Source organism: Amycolatopsis sp. A133 (genome assembly GCF_031082405.1).
GTDB lineage: Bacteria > Actinomycetota > Actinomycetes > Mycobacteriales > Pseudonocardiaceae > Amycolatopsis.
Window position 1 is genome coordinate 37,702 of sequence record NZ_JAVHJU010000023.1, and the last position, 21,097, is coordinate 58,798.

At 72.5% G+C, this 21,097-nt stretch carries 19 protein-coding genes; 5 read left to right on the forward strand and 14 right to left on the reverse strand.

What is annotated here, in order from left to right; translation table 11 throughout:
- Window positions 1–132: 132 nt before the first annotated feature.
- The 6 genes from Q5425_RS17850 to Q5425_RS17875 form a co-directional block, all read right to left on the reverse strand.
- Window positions 133–705 (reverse strand): TetR/AcrR family transcriptional regulator, encoded by a 573-nt coding sequence (locus Q5425_RS17850; protein ID WP_308673370.1) that lies wholly within the window; start codon window positions 703–705, stop codon window positions 133–135.
- Window positions 702–2,597, reverse strand: a complete 1,896-nt coding sequence (locus Q5425_RS17855) for a YhgE/Pip domain-containing protein (protein ID WP_308673371.1) — start codon at window positions 2,595–2,597, stop codon at window positions 702–704. The genes Q5425_RS17850 and Q5425_RS17855 overlap by 4 nt, the downstream gene beginning before the upstream one ends.
- On the reverse strand, window positions 2,594–3,292 hold the full coding sequence (locus Q5425_RS17860) for an ABC transporter ATP-binding protein (RefSeq protein ID WP_308673372.1): 699 nt from the start codon (window positions 3,290–3,292) through the stop codon (window positions 2,594–2,596). Before Q5425_RS17860 ends, Q5425_RS17855 begins: the two co-directional genes overlap by 4 nt.
- Window positions 3,293–3,414: 122 nt before the next feature.
- Complete coding sequence (locus Q5425_RS17865; RefSeq protein ID WP_308673373.1) at window positions 3,415–4,335, reverse strand: GNAT family N-acetyltransferase; 921 nt, start codon at window positions 4,333–4,335, stop codon at window positions 3,415–3,417.
- Between the two features lie 22 nt (window positions 4,336–4,357).
- On the reverse strand, window positions 4,358–5,272 hold the full coding sequence (locus Q5425_RS17870; protein ID WP_308673374.1) for a GNAT family N-acetyltransferase: 915 nt from the start codon (window positions 5,270–5,272) through the stop codon (window positions 4,358–4,360).
- Window positions 5,269–6,120: a class I SAM-dependent methyltransferase gene (locus Q5425_RS17875; protein ID WP_308673375.1), complete on the reverse strand. Its 852-nt coding sequence runs from the start codon at window positions 6,118–6,120 to the stop codon at window positions 5,269–5,271. Before Q5425_RS17875 ends, Q5425_RS17870 begins: the two co-directional genes overlap by 4 nt.
- Window positions 6,121–6,438: 318 nt before the next feature.
- On the opposite strand from Q5425_RS17875, the gene rpsA reads away from it, so the two are divergent.
- Window positions 6,439–7,938, forward strand: coding sequence for a 30S ribosomal protein S1 (rpsA, locus tag Q5425_RS17880; RefSeq protein ID WP_093952570.1), 1,500 nt, complete (start codon window positions 6,439–6,441; stop codon window positions 7,936–7,938).
- Window positions 7,939–8,016: 78 nt separating this feature from the next.
- Here the strand turns inward: rpsA and Q5425_RS17885 are convergent, their stop codons facing one another.
- A complete protein-coding gene (locus Q5425_RS17885; protein ID WP_308673471.1) occupies window positions 8,017–8,631 on the reverse strand; it encodes a TetR/AcrR family transcriptional regulator in 615 nt (204 codons plus the stop codon).
- A 174-nt stretch (window positions 8,632–8,805) separates the two neighbouring features.
- Between Q5425_RS17885 and Q5425_RS17890 the strand changes: the two genes are divergently transcribed.
- On the forward strand, window positions 8,806–9,252 hold the full coding sequence (locus Q5425_RS17890; RefSeq protein WP_308673376.1) for an OsmC family protein: 447 nt from the start codon (window positions 8,806–8,808) through the stop codon (window positions 9,250–9,252).
- 10 nt (window positions 9,253–9,262) lie between these two features.
- On the opposite strand, the gene Q5425_RS17895 is transcribed toward Q5425_RS17890, so the two are convergent.
- Window positions 9,263–9,511: a hypothetical protein gene (locus tag Q5425_RS17895; RefSeq protein ID WP_308673377.1), complete on the reverse strand. Its 249-nt coding sequence runs from the start codon at window positions 9,509–9,511 to the stop codon at window positions 9,263–9,265.
- Between the two features lie 534 nt (window positions 9,512–10,045).
- Between Q5425_RS17895 and coaE the strand changes: the two genes are divergently transcribed.
- Complete coding sequence (gene coaE, locus Q5425_RS17900) at window positions 10,046–11,230, forward strand: dephospho-CoA kinase (RefSeq protein WP_308673378.1); 1,185 nt, start codon at window positions 10,046–10,048, stop codon at window positions 11,228–11,230.
- On the opposite strand, the gene Q5425_RS17905 is transcribed toward coaE, so the two are convergent.
- The 6 genes from Q5425_RS17905 to Q5425_RS17930 all read right to left on the reverse strand — a co-directional run bounded on the left by Q5425_RS17905 (window position 11,227) and on the right by Q5425_RS17930 (window position 17,075).
- A complete protein-coding gene (locus Q5425_RS17905) occupies window positions 11,227–11,850 on the reverse strand; it encodes a response regulator transcription factor (protein ID WP_308673379.1) in 624 nt (207 codons plus the stop codon). The two genes, coaE and Q5425_RS17905, sit on opposite strands and share 4 nt — an antisense overlap.
- Window positions 11,847–13,118, reverse strand: a complete 1,272-nt coding sequence (locus tag Q5425_RS17910) for a sensor histidine kinase (RefSeq protein WP_308673380.1) — start codon at window positions 13,116–13,118, stop codon at window positions 11,847–11,849. The genes Q5425_RS17905 and Q5425_RS17910 overlap by 4 nt, the downstream gene beginning before the upstream one ends.
- A 171-nt stretch (window positions 13,119–13,289) precedes the next feature.
- The gene (locus tag Q5425_RS17915) at window positions 13,290–14,708 is read right to left on the reverse strand and encodes a glycosyltransferase family 39 protein (protein ID WP_308673472.1); all 1,419 of its coding nucleotides are present in this window, start codon (window positions 14,706–14,708) and stop codon (window positions 13,290–13,292) included.
- Between the two features lie 68 nt (window positions 14,709–14,776).
- On the reverse strand, window positions 14,777–15,520 hold the full coding sequence (locus Q5425_RS17920) for an ABC transporter permease (protein WP_308673381.1): 744 nt from the start codon (window positions 15,518–15,520) through the stop codon (window positions 14,777–14,779).
- An 11-nt stretch (window positions 15,521–15,531) separates the two neighbouring features.
- Window positions 15,532–16,437, reverse strand: coding sequence for an ABC transporter ATP-binding protein (locus Q5425_RS17925; protein ID WP_308673382.1), 906 nt, complete (start codon window positions 16,435–16,437; stop codon window positions 15,532–15,534).
- Between the two features lie 119 nt (window positions 16,438–16,556).
- Entirely contained in the window at window positions 16,557–17,075 is a 519-nt protein-coding gene (locus tag Q5425_RS17930) for a DUF402 domain-containing protein (RefSeq protein ID WP_308673383.1), read from the reverse strand.
- A gap of 99 nt (window positions 17,076–17,174) precedes the next feature.
- Between Q5425_RS17930 and Q5425_RS17935 the strand changes: the two genes are divergently transcribed.
- Complete coding sequence (locus Q5425_RS17935) at window positions 17,175–18,746, forward strand: DUF5685 family protein (protein WP_308673384.1); 1,572 nt, start codon at window positions 17,175–17,177, stop codon at window positions 18,744–18,746.
- 104 nt (window positions 18,747–18,850) lie between these two features.
- On the forward strand, window positions 18,851–21,007 hold the full coding sequence (uvrB, locus tag Q5425_RS17940) for an excinuclease ABC subunit UvrB (RefSeq protein WP_308673385.1): 2,157 nt from the start codon (window positions 18,851–18,853) through the stop codon (window positions 21,005–21,007).
- Window positions 21,008–21,097 lie beyond the last annotated feature (90 nt).

Sequence of the window (21,097 nt, forward strand, 5' to 3'; positions counted from 1 at the left end):
CGCCGGTGCCGCCCGGCAGCGTGGAAAACGGGGGGCGCCCCCACGGCCCGCGAAGGTTCCATGCGCCCCAATGTGGCGTTCGGTGCGTTGGACGCAACCAACGCCACATTGGGGCGCTTCGGCGGCCTGCGGCTAGCGGCGCCCCAGGCCGCGGATCAGCACCATCACCGCGTTCCGCACCTCGGCCCGCGTCCGCTGGGGCCCGAACACCTGCCAGTCGAGCGCCACCACCAGCATCGTCCCGAACAACCCCGCCGCCGCCGTGGGGATTTCCACGCCCTCCGGTAGCCGCCCGTCCGCCTCCAAGCGGGACAGCTGCTGCTTGACGATCGAGATGATCTCCTCGCGCAGCAGCGACAACGTCCCGTGCCACTGGCCCGGCGTCCGCCACAGCTCGCTCACCAGGATCTGGGAGAACCCCGGGTACTGCGCGATGAACTCCAGCGTCGTGTCGACCTGCGCCTCGATCACGTCCAGCGGGTCACCGGAAGACACCGCCGCGCGCAGCCGGCCCGCGAGCATGTCCACGCCGTACCTGAGCAACGCGTCGACCAGGCCGTCCTTCGAGCCGAAGTTGTAGTACACCGTGCCCTTCGCGACGCCCGCCGCCGCCGCGATGTCGTCGACCGTCAGGCCCACCAGGCCCCGGCTCTTCGAGAGCTCCAACGTCGCCTCGAAGAGCTTCTGCTTCGTCCCGCCGCTCACAGGCTCAGCTCGGGCTTGAGCGCGGACACCGTCCAAACGCGACGTTTGCGCGCCGCCAGCGTCGACACCAGTATCCCGCCCAGCAAGTACGCGAGCAGCACTCCGATGTCACCCAGGATCTGCACGGAAGCCCCGCTGTAGAACAGGTGGCGGAAGCCGTCGATCGCGTAGCCCATCGGCAGCACCACGTGCAGCGGGTACAACGCGTCCGGGATCGTCTGCCACGGGAACGTGCCGCCCGCGCTCACCAGCTGCAGCACCAGCAGCACCAGGCCGAGGAACTTGCCGACCGCACCGAAGAACGCATTGAGCGCGTGCACCACCGAGGCGAACGTCAGCGACACCAGCACGGCGAACCCGATCGCGGCGAGCGGGTGGGCGATGTGGATGCCGACCAGCCACGTCACCGCGCCGAACAGGACGACCACCTGCGCGATGCCCAGCAGCGCCGAGGACAGCCAGCCGCCGACCGCGACCCGGAACGGCGCCGCGCCCGCGGTCAGCGCGCGCGTCGAGAGCGGGCGCAGGATCAGGAACAGCACGAACGCGCCGATCCAGGTGGCCAGCGAGATGAAGAACGGGGCCAGCCCCGCCCCGTACGTTCCCGCCGACGCCTCGCCGTTGGCGTTCACCGCCACCGGGTCCGCGATCGTGGTGGCCGTCGCGTTGCGGGTCGGGTCGTCGGGGTTCGGGATCTGCTTGAGCCCGGCCGCGAGGCCGTCGCGCAGCTTCACCGCGCCGTCCGCGAGCTGGTTCGTGCCGGTGACCGCGGTCTTTTCGCCGTCGCTGAGCTGGGACGCGCCGTCGCGCAGCTGGTTCGCGCCGTCGGACGCCTGGGCGATGCCGCTCGCCAGCTGCGGGGACGCCGCCGCGAGCTTGGCCGCGCCGTCGGACACCTGGCGGGCGCCGTCGGCCAGCTTCGCGAGGTCGCCGTTGGCCTGCTGGATCTTGCTGTTCGCCTGGTCGACGGGGGAGCGCAGCTGGTCGGCCTTGGCCAGGATCGCCTGCACCTGCGCGTCGGGCACGCCCGCGTCGCGCAGGTCGGTCTGCAGCTGGCTGCGGTAGGAGTCGAGCTTGCCCTGGATGTCGGACGACGCCGTCGCGGCGATCGAGGCCGCGTCGGCGACCTTCTGGTTCCCGGCGGCCACCTGCGAAGCGCCGTTGGCGAGCTGCTGCGTCTGCGAGGGCAGCGACGCCGTCGCGCTCTTGAGCGTCCCCAGGCCGGTCGCCAGCGTCGAAGAACCGTCCGCGAGCTTCGCCGCGCCGTCGGCCAGCTGCTGCTGGCCCTTCTTGAGCTGCGTGGCGCCGTCGGCGAGCTGCGAGGCGCCGGTCGAGGCCTCCTGGGTCTTGGCGTAGATCGTGGAGAAACCGACCAGGAACCGGTCCGCGGCCTCGCTGCCGACCTTCTCGGCGATCGTCTTGCGGACCTGCTCGGCGACCTGCTTGGCGATCGTGCCGGACAGGTAGTTGTTGGCGTCGTTGGTGGTCAGCGTGATCGTCGCCTGCTGGGGCTGGAAGTTGCCGACCGACAGCAGCGCGGCGGAAAACCCGCTGGGGATGCCGATGGCGAACGAGTACTTGTCGTCGCGGACGCCGTCGCGGGCTTCCTGCTCGGACACCTCGTGCCACTGGAAGGTGCCGGACTTGACCAGCTCGTCGGTCACTTCGCGGCCGACGTTGCGCTCCTGGCCGCCGGCGTCCTTCGCGCCGGTGTCGCTGGTGAAGACCGCGGCGGGCAGCTTGTCGAGCCGGCCGTACGGGTCGTAGTTCGCGTAGAGGTAGAAGGACGCGTAGAGCAGCGGCACCAGCACGAGCGCGACCAGCGCGAGCTTCGGCAGGGTGCCGGTGGAGAGGCGGCGCAGCTCGTTGCGCGCGATCCGGAAGGCGTTCATTCGGGGACTCCGTCAGTGCTCTCGGGGAGCTCTTCGGTCGGTTCGGGGGGAGCTTCGGGGAGAGCACAGTGCTGCGGCGCGGGCTGCTCGGCCGCGCCGACCTGTGCCGGGGTGAAGGGCAGCGCGGACCGCGGGGTCGTCGCGGTCAGCACGACGACGGCGAGGCCGCGCCCGGCCAGTTCGCGTGCCAGCCCGGCCCAGCTTTCGACGTCGCTGGTGTGCCGGTCGGGGGTGTCGAGCACGAGCAGGCGCACACCCTTGCGTTCCGCGGCCAGCTCGGTGAGCAGCCGGGTGCGCAGCGCCGGGGCGAGGTTCTCGAAGCGCGTGCCGGCGAACGGCGCGGCGTCGTGGCCGGCGAGCCAGCGGGCCACGTCCTCCTTGCCCGCCGGGCGGTGGGCCAGCGCGAGTTCCTCGCCGGCGACCACGCGCAGGGGCAGCGCGTCGTCGGGCTCGCTGACGCCGGGAGCGTCGACGACGGCGACGAGCTCGGTCAGCGGGGCGTCGACGCCCTCGGCGTGCACCGTGCCGGTGGTCGGCTTGAGCCGCCCGGCCAGCGCCAGCCCGAACGCGGTGACGCCGACGCCGGGTTCGCCGTGCACGATCGCCAGGTCGCCCGCGCCGACGGTCAGCGAGGTGGGCGGTAACAAGGTGCCGTGGTGCCCTTCGAGGGACACCCGATCGGCTCGGACCTGCACGGTTTCTCCCGCCTCGCGAACTTTTGAACTGACCGGTCAGTTCAAAAACTAGTCCCCGCCGGGAGTGGCGGCAAGATCACCGGACGCACGTCACACTTGTGGGTGGTTCGCCGGATCTTGGATCAGCGCAGTCCCGACGCCGGTCGCACCTCCCACGTCGTCCACAGTGGACGATAACCCTGCCGGTGCCAGAACACCGAGGACAGCGGGTTGGTCGGGTTGTAGTAGAGGTACGTCCGGGTGGCACCGCCCCGGTGCAGCTCCCGGTGCACGTGGGCCATCAGCGCCCGGCCGAACCCGCTGCCCCGCTCGCCGGGGGCGGTCACGACGTTGTTCACGTACCCCCAGCGTCCCGGCTGCAGCAGCTCGCCGGCTTCGTTCCCCGGCGTCGCCTCCTCCCACGCGCAGTGCGCGACCGCGCGGGTTTCGCCGTCCTCTTCGGCCAGCCAGACGGCCGGTTCGTCCTCGGCGAGCGCCCGCTTCAGGCCGGGGCCCAGCAGCTCGGCGGTGTTGTCCCGCCGCGGCGAGGCGACCAGGCCGGTGTAGTCGAACGTCGCTTCGGCCAGCTTCAGCGCGGTGGCGTAGTCCGCCGGGCCGGCCCGGCGGACGGTGACACCCGGGACCGCCTCGGGCGGGGGAGCGGTCCGGACGCCGAGCGCCGACAGCGGGACGAGGCCGTGGTCGAGGAAGGCGCGGATCGCCTCGGCGTCCCGGCTCGGCCAGAGCACGACGCACGCCGAGTCGTCGCCGGTCTCCTCGGTCTCGAGCCGGCCCTTCAGCGCGCGCAGCAGGAGGTCCGCACCTTCGGTGCCGGTCGCGCCGAAGTACGGGAACAGCTGCCAGGTGTCGGCGGCCGACCACAGCATCGGGACGTCGCCGGGGGCGAACCGCTGCCGCTGCAGCACCCCGGTGACCCGCGTGCCGTCCGCGGTCGCCGCGTCCAGGCGCTCGCCGTCGGCCGGCGGTGCGGCGGGCGGCAGCAGCGCGTCGACGGCGGCGAAGCGCGCCCGGTGCGCCGCGAGCAACGGCTCGGCGATCTCCATGGTGGCCCCTCGGATCGTGGGATCAGGACCAGGCGGGACGCCGGATCCACATGGTCCACAGTGGACGATAGCCCTGCCGGTGCCAGAACACCGGCGAGAGCGGGTTCGCCGGGTGGTAGAAGAGGAACGTCCCGGCGGTCCCCGGCCGGAGCAGCTCCCGGTGCGCCACCGCCATCAGCGCCCGGCCCACCCCGCCGCCGCGGGCCGCGGGCGCGACCGACAGCGTGTCGACGTACCCCCAGCGGCCCGGGCGCAGCCGTCCGTGGACGGCGTCGCCCGGCGTGGGCGTGGCCGGCGCGCAGGCGGCCATGCCCGCCGGCACGCCGTCGTCCTCCGCCAGCCAGGTCTGCCCGCCGAAGCGCACCGCGCGGACGACCTCCGCGCGCAGCAGCGCCCGGGCACCCGGCCGCGGCACCGCGGTGCCGACCAGTGACGTGTAGCGCCACTCGGCCAGCCGCAGGTCGGTCAGCGCCTCGGCGTCGCCCTCGTCGGCGCGCCGGACGGTCACCCGGGCCGTCCCGGGCCCCTCGGGCGGGTCCGGGGCGCGCACGGCCAGGCACGTCATCGGCGCGAACCCGTGCGCCAGGAGCACCGCGGACGCCTCGGCGTCGCGGCTGGGCCAGGTCAGCGTGCAGGCCGAGTCCGGGGCCGCCGGTGTCCCGCGCAGCCGGTCGCGCCACGCGCCGAGCAGGGCGGCCAGGCCCGCCGCGCCGCTGTCGCCCGGCACCGCGGTCAGGTCCCGGATGTCCGACGGCCCCCAGAGTGTCGGCCACGACCCCGGCGGGTGTACCACGTGCGTCAGCAGGCCGCCTGCCTTGAGCCCGCCCGCCGTCACCACCAGCGGCTCGCTCGACGGCGACGGCGGGGCCGCGATCGGCGGGAGCAGCGGGTCGAGCGCGGCGAACCGGGCGTTCTGCTGCGCTTCGAGGGGGTTCACGAGCGGTGCGTGCGGAAGATCGCGGTGCCCGGGAAGAGCTTGCCGCGCAGCGGGCTCCACTGGCCCCACACCCGCGTGTGCCCGTCCGGCCACTCGGGCTCGACCAGGTCGGTGAGGGTGAACCCGGCCCCCGCCAGCGCGCGCACGTAGTCGCCGAGCGTGTGGTGGTACTCGACGTAGGTGGCGGTGCCCTCGTCGTCGACCTCGACGTACGGCGTGCGGTCGAAGTAGGGCTGGGTGACGGTGAGCCCCTGCGGGCCCGGGTCGTCGGGGAAGATCCACCGCATCGGGTGGGTCACCGAGAACACCCACGGCGCTCCCGGCCGCAGCACCCGGTGCACCTCGGCGAAGACCGCGTCCACCGAGGCCACGAACGGGATCGCGCCGAAGGCCGAGCAGGCCGCGTCGAAGCTGCCGGACCCCAGCGGCAGCCGCTCGGCGTTCGCCTGCACCAGCGGGACGTCGAGGCCGGTGCGCGTGTTGCCGTCGCGGGCGTGGCGCAGCATGCCGGCGGAAAGGTCGGTCGCGACGGCGTGGGCGCCTTCGGCCGTCAGCCAGCGCGCGCAGGCGGCCTGCCCGCAGCCGATCTCCAGCACGCGCTTGCCCCGGACGTCGCCGAGCAGCCGCGCCTCGGCTTCCCGGACGCCCTCCGGGCACCAGACGAAGTCGGCGTCGCCGAGGAACCCGCCGTGCTCGGCTTGGTAGTCGTCCGCGTCGGCGTCCCACCAGGCGAGGTTGGCCGCGGCAGCTTCGGCCCCGCCGACCTCGCGGTAGGCGACCGCGGTGGTGCCCAGCCGGTGCTCGGCGGCGTCGTGGCGCCCGGGCGCGGGCGCCTGCTCCGGTGGCATGATGGGTCTCCGGTCCCGGTGGGCGCTACCTGCTCCACCTGCGTCCTCGTGCGTGCGGTTTGCTTCCGCGAGGACCTTAGCGAGCCAGGGGGACCCTGATTGTGCCGCCTAGCGGCTGCCGCGTAGGATAAGTGTTAGCGCAGTGGGTTCGCGCTGCCTTCCGCTCAGCTTCTGGTTGGGACTCGGGTCGCGCACCGTATGCGGGGTCATGCCGCGGTCGTTCACTGGTGGACGTTTGCTTGCAGGGTCGCCGCATGCCGCCCCATCGCGCCGACAACTGCCAACCCTCGATTCCCATCCACCGGAGCAACCCGCCTAATGACCATCGACACCGCCACCGCCCCGACCGCCCCGAACGCGGCCCCGCAGGTCGCCATCAACGACATCGGGTCGGAGGAAGATTTCCTCGCGGCTATCGACAAGACGATCAAGTACTTCAACGATGGCGACATCGTCGAAGGCACGATCGTCAAGGTCGACCGCGACGAGGTCCTGCTCGACATCGGCTACAAGACCGAGGGTGTCATCCCCTCGCGTGAGCTGTCCATCAAGCACGATGTCGACCCGGCTGAGGTTGTCACCGTCGGCGATGAGGTCGAAGCCCTCGTTCTCCAGAAGGAGGACAAGGAAGGCCGTCTGATCCTGTCCAAGAAGCGCGCGCAGTACGAGCGCGCCTGGGGCACGATCGAGGAGCTCAAGGAGAAGGACGAGCCCGTCAAGGGCACCGTCATCGAGGTCGTCAAGGGCGGCCTCATCCTGGACATCGGCCTGCGCGGCTTCCTCCCCGCGTCCCTGGTCGAGATGCGCCGCGTGCGCGACCTGCAGCCGTACGTCGGCCGCGAGCTCGAGGCGAAGATCATCGAGCTGGACAAGAACCGCAACAACGTGGTCCTGTCCCGCCGCGCCTACCTCGAGCAGACCCAGTCCGAGGTGCGCAGCGAGTTCCTCAACGCGCTCGCCAAGGGCCAGGTCCGCAAGGGCGTCGTGTCGTCCATCGTCAACTTCGGTGCCTTCGTGGACCTGGGTGGCGTCGACGGCCTGGTGCACGTCTCCGAGCTGTCCTGGAAGCACATCGACCACCCGTCCGAGGTCGTCGAGGTCGGCCAGGAGGTCACGGTCGAGGTCCTGGACGTCGACATGGACCGCGAGCGCGTCTCGCTGTCGCTGAAGGCGACCCAGGAAGACCCGTGGCGCCAGTTCGCCCGCACCCACGCGATCGGCCAGATCGTGCCGGGCAAGGTCACCAAGCTGGTTCCGTTCGGTGCGTTCGTCCGCGTCGAAGAGGGCATCGAGGGTCTGGTCCACATCTCCGAGCTGGCCGAGCGCCACGTGGAGATCCCGGAGCAGGTCGTCCAGGTCAACGGCGACGTCATGGTCAAGGTCATCGACATCGACCTCGAGCGCCGTCGCATCTCGCTGTCGCTGAAGCAGGCGAACGAGGGTGTCACGCCGGACACCGAGTTCGACCCGACCCAGTACGGCATGGCCGCCGAGTACGACGCCGAGGGCAACTACATCTACCCCGAAGGCTTCGACCCGGACACCCAGGAGTGGCAGGAAGGCTTCGACAAGCAGCGTGAGGAGTGGGAGCGCCAGTACGCCGAGGCGCACACTCGTTACGAGGCCCACATGAAGCAGGTCGTGAAGGCCGTCGAGCAGGACGCAGAAGCGGCGGCCGACGCGGCGACCGGCATCGAGGGTGGCGCGGAAAGCTACACCTCGGGCTCGACCGCGACCGACACGAAGAGCAGCGGTGGCACCCTCGCCTCCGACGAGCAGCTCGCGGCGCTCCGCGAGAAGCTCTCCGGCGGTGCGTGAGCACTAGCTCTCCGAGCTGAACGCCAGCACCCCCGGTCCAGCGGACCGGGGGTGCTGGCGTTTTCCGTCGTTTCCGCGTCAGCGGTTGCGCAGGCCGAGGCCGGTGATCATGGCGGTGACGCCTTGGCGGTACATCTCCTCGTTGGCTTCGTCGGTGGGCGGGATGAACCAGTCCGGCAACGGCCGCCGCGAAGCCATCATCAGCTCCGCGCCGACGAGGCCGTGCATGGCCGTCCACAGCCGGTAGGCCGCCGACCGGGCGTCCGCGCCGGGCGGGCAGACCCGCTGGACGCGGGCGATGAACAAGGTGAACGTCGTCCGCAGCACCGCCGAGCGCAGCGCCGGATCGGGGTCGAAATCGGGGACCGGGCGCTCGAACATCAACGCGTAGCGGGTCGGGCTGTCGCGGGCGAAGCGCCGGTACTCCAGCCCGAGGTGCAGCAGATCGGCGACGCCGTCCTCGCTCGACGGCGGCAGGCCTTCCAGCAGCTCCCGCAGCGAGTCGAAAGTGCGTTCGTACAGGGCGTCGAGCAGGCCCGCGCGGCCGCCGAAGCGGGCGTACACCGAGAGCGTCGACGCGCCGGCCGCCTCGGCCACCCCGCGCACGGTCAGCCCCGGGACACCTCGGTCCACGAGCACCGACAGCGCCGCGTCGAGGTAGCGCTCGCGGCCACCCTGGTCGGCCGGGCGCATCGGCAAGTGCCTGGTAGCCACGGCGCACCCCCTTTGCGGCAGCCGGGCGCAGGCGGCGTCCGGGTGACCCACCCGCAGCAGAAGATACGATATCCGCCGCGTCTTGGGAATGCGCCGGATGTCCGGATCGCCGGTATCCCGTTCCGCGGGCGTGATCGAGAGGACTGCGAGCGGATGGACCACCCCGAACCCGGCACCGTCGTCGTCACCGCGAGTGGCGACGGCACCTACACGCAGCGGGTCACCACGGCGACCCACACGCTGCTCGTCGACGAGCCGGTCGCGGTCGGCGGCGCCGACGCCGGCCCGAACCCGTACGAGCTGCTGCTCGCCTCGCTGGGTTCGTGCACAGCGATCACGTTGCGGATGTACGCCGACCGCAAGGGCATCCCGCTGACCCGGGCGACCGTCCGGCTGCGGCACGACCGCATCCACGCCGAAGACTGCGAACGGTGCGAAACCGAGCGCGGCATGCTCAGCCGGATCACGCGCGAGATCGAACTCGAGGGCGACCTCGACGACGACCAGCGCGCCAAGCTCATGCTGATCGCCGACAAGTGCCCGGTGCACCGCACGCTGTCGTCGGAGATCGCGATCGAGACGCGCGAAACCGGCCGCTGACCGGCGTCGCTCAGGCGGCGCGCACGGTCACGGCGACCGGTCCGCGCGGGGTGACGGCCGGGACCCAGATGCGTTCGAGCGCGGCGGCGCGGGCCTTGCGGCGGAGGCCGGCGAAGCTGTGCTTGGCCGGCACCAGCAGCGTGCTGAGCCAGGTCCGCCGGTAATCGGCCAAGGCGTCGGCCACCGGGTGATGGAGAACGCAGTGCACCAGCCCCGGCGTACCGAGCCGGTGCCTCCCGACGTGCTTGCTTCCCGCCATCGTTCCTCCGCGTGGGGCGACTCCGACGCGGGCACCGTACGCATCCGCGCGGGTCGGCGTGGGTAAGCAACACGGCGTGTCCGGATATCGGTTGAGTCACGCGTCACGATCGCCTTGTGAATCCTCCGTTCTTGAGGCATGGGGCGGAGCCCGAAGTGGTGAACGGGATCCACGCGTTCTGCACCGCGTACAGCCGCTGCGACGGCGTGGCCCGGCTCGTGGTCTGCACCCGGCGGACGCCGGCCAGGCAGCGCACCGGCGGTTCCGCTGCGCCCGCCGCCGGTGCGGGCCGGGCGGCGGCTTCGGGCCCGGCCAAAGCGAGCCCGGCGGCGCACAGCAGGACGGCGGCCGTTCTGCCGGTTCTGGTCCTCCTCGCGAACCCCCCTCGATCGCGCGCCAGGCGGCGCACTTGCCGGTGAAGTCGACCGGATCAGCGCAGTGTTACGACATTTTCCCACCTGTCACACAAATGGCGCAGGGTTCACCGGACGTGTCCACCGAGGGTGCGACCACCGCTTGACTAGGGTGATCGGCATGTTGCGTGTGGGGTTGACGGGTGGGATCGGGGCCGGGAAGTCGACCGTGGCGAACCGGCTCGCCGAGCACGGCGCGGTGCTGGTGGACTCCGACCGGATCGCCCGCGAGGTGGTCGAACCCGGGACCGAGGGGCTCGCCCGGCTGGTGGCGGAGTTCGGCGCCGGGATCCTGGCCGCCGACGGTTCGCTCGACCGGCCGGTGCTCGCCGCGAAGGCGTTCGCCGACGACGACTCGCGGCGCCGGCTCAACGCGATCGTGCACCCGCTGGTCGGCGCCCGCACGGGCGAGCTGATGGCGGCCGCGAACCCGGACGCGATCATCGTCCACGACATCCCCCTGCTGGTCGAGAACGGGCTCGCGACGGCCTACCACCTGGTGGTCGTCGTGGACGCGCCGGTCGAGGTGCGGGTGCGGCGGCTGGTGTCGGCGCGCGGGATGGCCGAAGAGGACGCGCGGGCGCGGATGCGGGCGCAGGCGAGCACCGAGCAGCGCCGCGCCGTCGCGGACGTCTGGCTGGACAACGGCGGCGCCGAAGACGCCGTGCTGGCCGAGGTGGACGCGCTGTGGGCGGACCGGCTGGTGCCGTTCGAGGCGAACGTCCGGCTGCGCCGTCCGCGGCCGCCGGTGTCGCCGAAGATCGCGGAGTACGACCTCACCTGGCCGGCGCAGGCCGAGCGGGTGCTGGCCCGGGTCCGCGCGGCGGCGGGGGAGCTGGGCGTCCGCGCCGACCACATCGGGTCGACGGCCGTGCCCGGCCTGCCCGCCAAGGACGTCCTCGACCTGCAGCTGACGGTGCCCACCTCGGCCGACGCGGACACGCTGGGGGAACTGCTGGCCGACGCCGGATTCCCCCGGCTGGCCGGCGACTGGTACGACGACGCCCAGGACGGCGCCGGGACGTGGCCCAAACGCCTGCACGTCGGCGCCGACCCGAAGCGCGCGGTGAACCTGCACGTCCGATCGGCGGAGACGCCGGCGTGGCGGCTCGCGCTGCTCTTCCGCGACTTCCTGCGCGCGAACCCCGGCGAGCGCGACGACTACCGCGACGTGAAGCTGCGGCTGGCCGGGGCGCACGCCGCCGACGGCACGGTCGAGGCCTACGCCGACGAGAAGCAGGAGTGGGTCAACGGCGTCTTCGCCCGCGCGGAGAAGTGGGCCGCGACCGGCGGCTGGACGCCCTAGGAACCCAGCAGCCCCCGTTCGAAGGCCACGGCCACCGCGGCCGCGCGGTCGTTGACGCCGAGTTTCGCGTAGACGTGGACGAGGTGGGTCTTGACCGTCGCCTCGCTGATGAACAGCTTCTTCGCCGCTTCCTTGTTCGTCGACCCGCGCGCGACCAGGGTGAGCACCTCAAGTTCGCGCTGGGACAGCGGTTCCCGGACGGGCTCGCGCATCCGGCCCAGCAGCCGGCTCGCGACGGCGGGGGAGAGCACCGCCTCGCCGCGGGCGGCGGCCTCGACCGCGCGGAACAGGTCCTCGCGCGGAGCGTCCTTGAGCAGGTAACCCGTCGCGCCCGCCTCGACCGCGGGCAGGACGTCGGAGTCCGTGTCGTACGTAGTGAGCACCAGCACGCGCGCGGGGTTGCCCAGCCGGGCCAGCTCGGTGATCGCCGCGACGCCGTCGGTGCCCGGCATCCGCAGGTCCATCAGCACGACGTCGGGGCGCAGCCGCTCGGTCAGCGAGACGGCTTCGGCGCCGTTCGCGGCTTCGCCGACGACCTCGAAGCCGCGACCGGTGAAGATGCCGCGCAGGCCGTCGCGCACCACCGGGTGGTCGTCGGCGATGAGCACGGTGATCGTCATGCGGAGGCCTCCGGCGGGGACGGGACGGCGGGCAGGGCGGCCGAGATCGCGGTGCCGCCACCGGGTTCGGACTCGACGTGCAGCGTGCCGGCGAGCCGCTGGACGCGGCGCCGCATCCCGGGCAGCCCGAACCCCGGGCCGGGTGCGGGGACGAACCCCACGCCGTCGTCGCGGACGTCGAGGGTCACCTCGTCGTCCATGTAGGACAGGGTGAGGCCGACCCGGCCGGCCGCGGCGTGCTTGTCCACATTGGACAATGCTTCCTGGGTGACGCGCAGGATGGTCGACTCGATCTCGGGGTGCAGCGGCCGCGGGACGCCGGTGGCGGTCACCGCGGCGGGCACCCCGGTCCGCGCGCTCCACCGCGCCGCGACGCCGGCGAGCGCCTCCGGCAGCGTCGCGGAGTCCAGGTGCTCGGGGTGCAGTGCCCGCACCGAACGGCGGGCGGCGGTGAGGTTTTCCCGCGCCAGCGCGGTCGCGGAGTCCAGGTGCCGCTGCCACTGCGCCGGCTCGTCCTTGGCCAGCGCGGCGGCTTCGAGCTGCGTGATGATGCCGGTGAAGCCCTGCGCCAGGGTGTCGTGGATCTCCTGCGCCAGCCGCTGCCGCTCGTCGAGCACCCCGGCCTCGCGGGCCTGGCTGAGCAGTTGCCGCTGCAGGCCTTCGTTCTCCGCCTGGGCCGCGGCCAGCTCGTCGAGCATGCGCCGGCGCTCTTCGTTCTGCCGGGCGACCGCCGCCGACAGCAGCCCGCCGCCCCCGATGGCCGCGGTCTGCACGACGATGATCGTGATCCAGACGCCCGGCCGCTCCCGCAGGGCGTGCACCGGACCGCCGTTGCCGAGGGTGTTGATCAGCAGCGACGTCACGCCCAGCGCGGTGAAGGCCAGCCACGTGGGCCGCAGCCGCATGGCGGACAGGAACGCGTAGATCATGAAGATGACGTAGGTGACGTCGCGGACTTGGAGGGCGCTGCCCAGCGCGAGGATGCCGAGGAACGTGAGCAGGGCGAAGAGGGGCCGATCGCGTAGCCGCGCCGGCGCGAAGACCACCGTGCCGAGCACCCAGAGCACGGTCCCGGCGACCAGGGCGCCGGTGACGGCCCACCAGTGGCCGTCGTGGCCGCCGACGCCGAGGTTGATGGCGAACGCGACGGCCAGGAGCACGCCGGGCAGGAAGCGTTCGACGCGGTACAGCCACGGCTGCCAGCCGGCCGCGGTCCGCGCCGACTCCGGCGGCCACATCGGCCGGTCCCAGGCGACCCCGAGGTTCACGCGCTCACGTCCTCGAGCTCCCGCCGGACGGGCCCGAAGTCGCTCGCGCTCCCGAAGCAGCGGCCCGCGGTGCGCGGCAGCGCGGTGGCCGTGCCTACGGCGTCCATCCTGCCCCTGTCCGTGGTCGGCGCCGGTCTTTCCCGCACCCTACGTGGGGCACCGGACGGATGGTCACGCACGCGTGTTCACCAGCTTGGGCCACAACGCGGACCACGGTTCGGCGCGGCCGGTCGCCAGCCACAGCGGCACGCCGTCGAAATAGCTCGGCTTCGCGGCACCGGTGTCCACCGCGCCGATCGGCCGGACGGCGGCGAAGTGCCCGAGCAGCGGCCGCGGATCTGCGCCGGCGAACAGGACGTCCGTGGCACTCTCGGGCGGGACGACCAGCGTCGCGTAGCCGCGGTTCCCGCTGGCCGGCTCGGGCAGGCCGAGGTCGCGGCCGTACCGGTCGAGCGCGCTCGCTTCCCAGTAGGTCTCGGTGACCACCGCGGTCCGGTCCCGCTCGGGCAGCCGGGCGAACGCGCCGGCCACCGAGCGGGCGGCCTCCGGCGAACCGATCTCGCTGTAGGCCAGCAGCGGGGACGGCAGCGACGGGTGCTCGGCCAGCCACGCCCGCGGCCAGATCGGCAGCGCGACGGGCAGGACGAGCAACGCGGACAGCGCGTACCACGGCCAGGTCGCGATCCACCGCCACCAGCGCGCCGGCTCCCCGCGTTCGAGCGCGACGGCGGCCGCCGCCCAGCACACCGGGTACATCCCGGCGAGGTAGTAGAACCGGCCGTTCACCGCGATGAACACGACGGTGAGCAGCACGGTCGTCCAGCCGAGGAAGCGCAGTTCGCGGCTGCGCAGGAGCCGCCACAGGCCGTAGCAGAGCAAGACGACGCCGACCGGCAGCCCGGCGACGAACAACGCCCCCGGCACGAACGTCGCCCGGCCACCCCAGGCGCCGCCGACCTCCGCCGAGATCGCCGCGCCCATGCCCAGCTGCGGCCAGCCGTGCGTGGCCTGCCAGATCAGCGTCGGCACCAGCGCCACCGCGGCGATCGCCGCGCCGAGCCACAACCCGGGCCGGCGCAGCAGTTCCCGTGGTCCGCACGCGAGGACCGCGACTCCGGCGGCGAGCCAGAAGCCGCCGATGAGGAACTTCGTGTAGAGCGCGATCGCCGTCACCACGCCGGCCCAGACGAGCAGGCTGCCGGCCCGGGTGCGCAGCCAGCGGACCAGCAGCCACAGCACCAGGGTCCACAGGAAAGGGTCCACTGTGGACGTCGCGAGGTAGTGCCCGCCCGCCAGGAGCTCGGCCGACACGCCGAAGGTGGCGGCGGCGAGCGTCTGGGCCTTCACACCGCCGCCCAGCTCGCGGGCGATCAGCGCGGTGAGCGCGATTCCGGCGAGCACGGCCAGCATCGCCGGGATCCGCAGCACGAACGGCGAGTGCCCGAGGGAGTCCATCGCCTTCGCCAGCAGCGGCAGCAGCGGCGGTTGATCGACGTATCCCCAGGCGAGGTGCCGGCCGGCGGCCAGGAAGTACAGCTCGTCGCCGGCGTAGCCGTAGCGGTTCGCCGTCAGCAGCAACGGGATCGCCATCAGCGCCGTCACGATCGCCACCGGCCGCACGGCGACCGGGGCGAGCCGGACCGGGGCGGGCGCGGTCGTCACTCCCACCGGAACACCCGCGCCGCGATGGTCGTGCAGACGACGGCGAACACGGCCATCGCGCCGAGCTGCAGCAGCTCCGGGGCGTCGCCGGCCCAGGTGGCGCGCAGCGCGTTGAGCGTGGCTCCCAGCGGCAGGGCGTCGGCGACGTGCTGCAGGAAGACCGGCAGGTTCTCCTTCGGCACCCAGACCCCGCCGAGCGCCAGCATCGGGAAGAACAGCGCGCTCCCGATGCCGCTGGCCGCGCGGCCGGTCGGCGCCAGGGCCGCCACCAGCAGGCCGACGGAGAACAGCGCCACCGCCCCGAGCACGATCGACAGCAGGAAGCCGCCCGGGTTGCCCGGCAACGGAATGCCGAGCAGGAGCCCGCCGACCCCGGCGATCAGCACGACCACGACGACGGCGGCGGCCAGGTTCACCAGCAGCTGCGCGGCGAGCAGCAGGCCCGGCGACACCGGACTCGCGGAAAGCCGCTTCAGCAGGCCTTTTTCGCGGTAGGTGCCCATCGCGGTCGGGAACAGCGTCAGCGCCAGCATGGCCAGCAGGATCGTGATGGCCATCGGCGCGATGACGGTGGCCAGCACGCTGTGCCCGCCGTACTCGGGGTTCGGCTCGTTCACCCCGGGCAGCAGCCCGAACACGAGCAGCAGCGCGAGCGGGATGCCGACGACGATGGCCGGCGCGCCCGGGTCCCGCAGGAACACCTTGGCTTCGGCGGCGGTCAGCTTGGTCAGGACGGACATGGTTTCCCCCTTCATTCCGGCCGGTGGCCGGTGAGTGCGACGAAGGCGTCGTCGAGGCTGGCCTGCTCCACGCGCAGGTCCTCGGCGATCACGCCGAGGCGGGCGAGCAGCGACGTCACCGCGTGGAGCACGTTCCCGCGGCCGCTGACCACGAGGCGGTCGGCGTGCCACTCGGCCTTCCGGACCTCCGGCAGCGCCTGGAGCCGGCCGGGGTCCAGGGGTGCCGACGGCCGGAACCGCACGACCTGCTCGTCGGTGACCCGGGCGACGAGGCCGGCGGGGGTGTCGACGGCGACGACGCGGCCGGCGTCGATCACCGCGATCCGGTCGCAGAGCCGTTCGGCCTCGGCCATGAAGTGCGTGACGAGCAGGATCGTCACGCCCTGCGCGCGCACCGTCTCGATGAGGTCCCACGTGTCGCGGCGGGCCTGCGGGTCGAGGCCGGTGGTGAGCTCGTCGAGCACCGCCACCTCCGGGCTCCCGACCAGCGCGAGCGCGATGGACAGCCGCTGCTGCTGCCCGCCGGAGAGCTTCTTGTAGGCGGTGTTCCGGTGCTCGCTCAGGCCCAGCGTGGCGAGCAGCCGGTCCGGGTCGGCCGGCGTCCGGTAGAACGCGGCGTAGAGGCCGAGCAGCTCGCCGACCCGCAGCTTGTCCTGCAGCCGGCTCTCCTGGAGCTGGACGCCGACGCGCTGGCGCAGTTCGGCTCGGTCGTGGCGCGGGTCGAGCCCCAGCACCGAAAGCTCACCGCCGTCGGGCGTGCGGAGGCCCTCCAGGCACTCGACGGTCGTGGTCTTGCCCGCGCCGTTCGGGCCCAGGATCCCGAAGATCTCACCGCGTTCGACGCTGAACGACACGTCGTCGACCGCGACCTTGTCCCCGTACCGCTTGTGGAGGTGCTCGACTTCGATGACCGGCATGGCGCCGTCCCCTTTTCCCGGATCCGTTGTGGACGGATCAAGAATCGCGCGGGGAGGCCCCTCGGCGGATCGTCAGGACGGCTCGGACCTGCATCAACCGATCGGCGGATGGGCGACCCCTAGGGGCGGCGGCGCCAGGTCAGCGTGATGTCCAGGGTGGCCAGCCAGGCGGTGAGGTCGTAGCCGTGCGCGGCCAGTCCTTCCACCGCGGCGTAGGTGGTCTCGAGCGCGTACTGCGCGTCTTCGGCGGTGACGAGACCGGCGGCGTGGGCTTCGAGGAGCTCGTCGGTGTCGATCACGCGGAGGGAGAGCTTGTCCTTGAGCACGATGTCGACGTAGAGGTCGGTGGCGATCCAGCGCGGGCCGTCGCGGCGGACGCGGACGACGTCGAGGTAGAAGTCCTGGTCGCGTTCGTGGCCGGGGGAGAACCAGAAGTCGGTGAAGCGGAGGCCGAGCCGGGGCACCAGCCACGACTCGAGGTAGTGGAACTGCGCGCGGCCCGGCGTCGGGCGGGCGAGGTACAGGCCGAACGGCTCCTCGCGGAACTCCTCGACCTCCCGGTGGATGCCCTTCGGGTCGATGTTCACGCGCGCGGCGGGGTCGAAGACTTCGATCTTCGGGGGGTGCAGTGGGGCCATGCCGGTCATCCTGCCGGGCCGGTGACGATTCGCGCACTTCCGTCACGGCCGTCACGCGTTCGGGCTAAGGTGCGCCGACCGTGAGTGGGGGAGCAGGAAATGTTCGGGATCATCCGGCCGTGCCGGCACCGGCTGTCCGAGGGGCTGCACGCGGACTGGCTCGCGCACCTGTGCGGGCTGTGCCTCACGCTGCGCGACGAGCACGGGCAGTTCGCCCGCGTCGTCACGAACTACGACGGGCTGATCATCTCGGTGCTCGTCGAGGCGCAGGCACCGCGCGGCGACTTGCGCCGCGACGCGGGCCCGTGTCCGCTGCGGGGCATGCGGACGGCGTCGGTGGCGCGCGGCGAAGGCGCCCGGCTGGCCGCTGCGGTGTCCTTGGTGCTGGCCGCGGCGAAGGTCGGCGACCACGTCGAGGACCGCGACGGCGCCTTCGGGAGGCGCCCGGTGGCGGCGGCCGCGCGCCGGGTCGCGGCCCGGTGGGCGACGCAGGGCAGCCGCACCGGCGGCCGCGTCGGGTTCGACACGGCGGTGCTCACCGAGGCGGTCGAGCGGCAGGGTGCGCTGGAGCGTTCGGTGCGTCCCGGCGATTCGGTGCTCCTCGCGACGGAGCCGGCCGAGCTGGCCACGGCGGCGGCCTTCGCCCGGACGGCGGAGCTGGCCGGACGGCCGGGCAACGCGGCTCCTCTGGCCGAGGCGGGCCGCCTGTTCGGCCGGGTGGCGCACCTGCTGGACGCGGTCGAGGACCACGCGGCCGACGCGGCGGCGGGGGCCTGGAACCCGCTGGCGGCCACGGGAACGGGTCTGCCGGCGGCCCGCCGCCTGTGCGACGACGCGGTGCTGGGGGTGGAGCTGGCGTTGCGCGAAGCGGAGTTCGCCGAGCCGGCGTTGGTGCACGCGTTGCTGGTCCACGAGCTGCGCCAAGCGGTGCGGCGGGCCTTCGGGCACGGTTGCCCGGCGGGGTACGGGTCGGGGCCGGGAGCCGGCGGGCCGGCCTCGCCGGCGGGCTCCGGCGCGGTGCTGGGGCACGGCTCGCCGGCCGGGCACGGTGACCGGTCGCCGGGCGGTCTGGCCGGGCACCAGCCGCCGCCGGGGTGGATCGGGCCGGGGCCCGCGCCGCAGCAGCACCCGCACCAGGTGCCGCCGGGGTGGATCGGGCCGGGACCGGCGCCGCAGCAGCACCCGCACCAGGTGCCGCCGGGCGCTCCCGGTCCGGGTGGGCCCGGCGGCCGCGGTCCCGGCGGGCCGGGTGGCCCGGGTGGTCCGGGAGGTCCCGGTGGGCCGGGTGGCCGTGGACCCGGCGGCCCAAGAGGTCCCGGAGGCGGTGGTCCGGGAAGCCCGGGCGGTCCCGGTGGCCCTGGCGGTCCAGGAGGACCCGGCGGCCCCGGTGGTCCCCAAGACCCAGGCGATCCCCAAGGCCCAGGCGGCTCCGGCCCCCTCGACGGCAAGGGCGGCGGCCTCTGGTACCCCAAGTTCGCCGTCCCGCCGAAGAAGCGCAACCTCTTCCTCGGCTGCGCCCTCACGCCCTACATGTGCTGCACCTGCCAGTTCTGCTGCCGCGATCCCTACCCCGGGCCGTGGAGCGGGAAACCGGTGAGCACGTGCGACGGCTGCGACTGTCCCTGTGACGGCTGCTGTGACTGCTGTTCCTGTTGTGACTGCAGTTGCTGATCCGGCAGAGCCGGACGGTGCCGATGTCACCTCGGTCACGGTGCTCCGCCCACGCTGACCAGGGCCGACGGAAATTGTCGGTGGGTCGGCCTACTCTGGTCCACGTGGCTTTCGCAACCGAACACCCCGTGCTCGCCCAGTCCGACTTCCGGCCCGTCTCGGAGATCCCGCGGACCGGCGGCCGCTTCGAGGTGATCAGTGACTACCAGCCCGCCGGTGACCAGCCGGCGGCCATCGACGAGCTCGAACGCCGGGTCAACGCCGGCGAAAAGGACATCGTGCTCCTCGGCGCCACCGGCACCGGCAAGTCGGCGACCACGGCTTGGCTGATCGAGCGCGTCCAGCGGCCGACGCTGGTCATGGCGCCCAACAAGACCCTGGCGGCGCAGCTGGCCAACGAGCTGCGCGAGCTGTTCCCGAACAACGCCGTCGAGTACTTCGTCAGCTACTACGACTACTACCAGCCCGAGGCGTACATCGCGCAGACGGACACCTACATCGAGAAGGACTCGTCGATCAACGACGACGTCGAGCGGCTGCGGCACTCGGCGACGATGAACCTGCTGTCGCGGCGGGACGTCATCGTGGTCGCCAGTGTCTCCTGCATCTACGGCCTGGGCACGCCGCAGTCGTACCTCGACCGGTCGTCGAAGCTCGCGGTCGGCATGCAGCTGGACCGTGACGTGTTCCTGCGCGCGCTGGTCGACGTCCAGTACACGCGCAACGACATCGCCTTCGCGCGCGGCACCTTCCGGGCCCGCGGCGACACGGTCGAGATCATCCCGGCGTACGAGGAGCTCGCGATCCGGGTCGAGTTCTTCGGCGACGAGGTCGAAAAGCTGTACTACCTGCACCCGCTGACCGGGGACATCGTCAAGGAGGTCGACGAGGTCCGGATCTTCCCGGCGACGCACTACGTCGCCGGTCCGGAGCGGATGGAAAAGGCGATCCAGGGCATCGAGAAGGAGCTCGAGGACAGGCTCGCCGAACTGGAGCGGCAGGGCAAGCTGCTGGAGGCGCAGCGCCTGCGGATGCGCACGGCCTACGACATCGAAATGATGCGCCAGGTCGGGTTCTGCTCCGGCATCGAGAACTACTCGCGCCACATCGACGGCCGCGGCCCGGGCACGGCGCCGGCGACGTTGATCGACTACTTCCCGGAGGACTTCCTGCTGGTGATCGACGAGTCGCACCAGACGGTCCCGCAGATCGGCGGCATGTACGAAGGCGACATGTCCCGGAAGCGGAACCTCGTCGAGTACGGCTTCCGGCTGCCGAGCGCGGTGGACAACCGGCCGCTGACCTGGGAGGAGTTCTCCGACCGGATCGGCCAGACCGTCTACCTGTCCGCAACGCCGGGACCGTACGAGATGGGCCAGGCGGGCGGCGAGTTCGTCGAGCAGGTGATCCGGCCGACCGGCCTGGTCGACCCGAAGGTGGTCGTGAAGCCGACCGAGGGCCAGATCGACGACCTCGTCCACGAGATCCGCGAGCGCGCGGACAAGGACGAGCGGGTCCTGGTCACCACGTTGACGAAGAAGATGTCCGAGGACCTGACGGACTACCTGCTGGAGCTCGGCATCCGGGTGCGCTACCTGCACTCGGAGGTCGACACGCTGCGGCGGGTCGAGCTGCTGCGGCAGCTGCGGGCGGGCGACTTCGACGTGCTGGTCGGCATCAACCTGCTGCGTGAGGGCCTCGACTTGCCGGAGGTGTCGCTGGTGGCGATCCTCGACGCGGACAAGGAGGGCTTCCTCCGGAGCGGGACGTCGCTGATCCAGACGATCGGCCGCGCGGCGCGGAACGTGTCGGGCGAGGTCCACATGTACGCGGACAAGATCACCGATTCGATGCAGCACGCGATCGACGAGACGGACCGCCGCCGCGAGAAGCAGGTCGCCTACAACAAGGAGCGGGGCGTCGACCCGCAGCCGCTGCGGAAGAAGATCGCGGACATCCTCGACCGGGTGTACAGCGAGGCCGAGGACACCGAGCAGGTCTCGGTGGGCGGTTCGGGCCGCAACTCCTCGCGCGGCAAGAAGCCCGAGCAGGGCGACCGGGTGCGCAGCTCCGGAATGCTGGTCGACAAGAACGTCTCGGCCATGCCGCGAGCCCAGCTGGCCGACCTGATCCAGCAGATGACCGACCAGATGATGCAGGCGGCGCGCGACCTCCAGTTCGAGCTCGCAGCGCGGCTGCGGGACGAGATCTCGGACCTGAAGAAGGAGCTGAGGGGCATGGACGCGGCCGGAATCAAGTAGCGGCCGGGTCGCCGGGCCGGGCGGGGCGCGGCCGGGGCCGGGAACGGTCTGCCGCCGGGCCGGGCCCGGGAAGAGGGGGCGGCCGGGTCC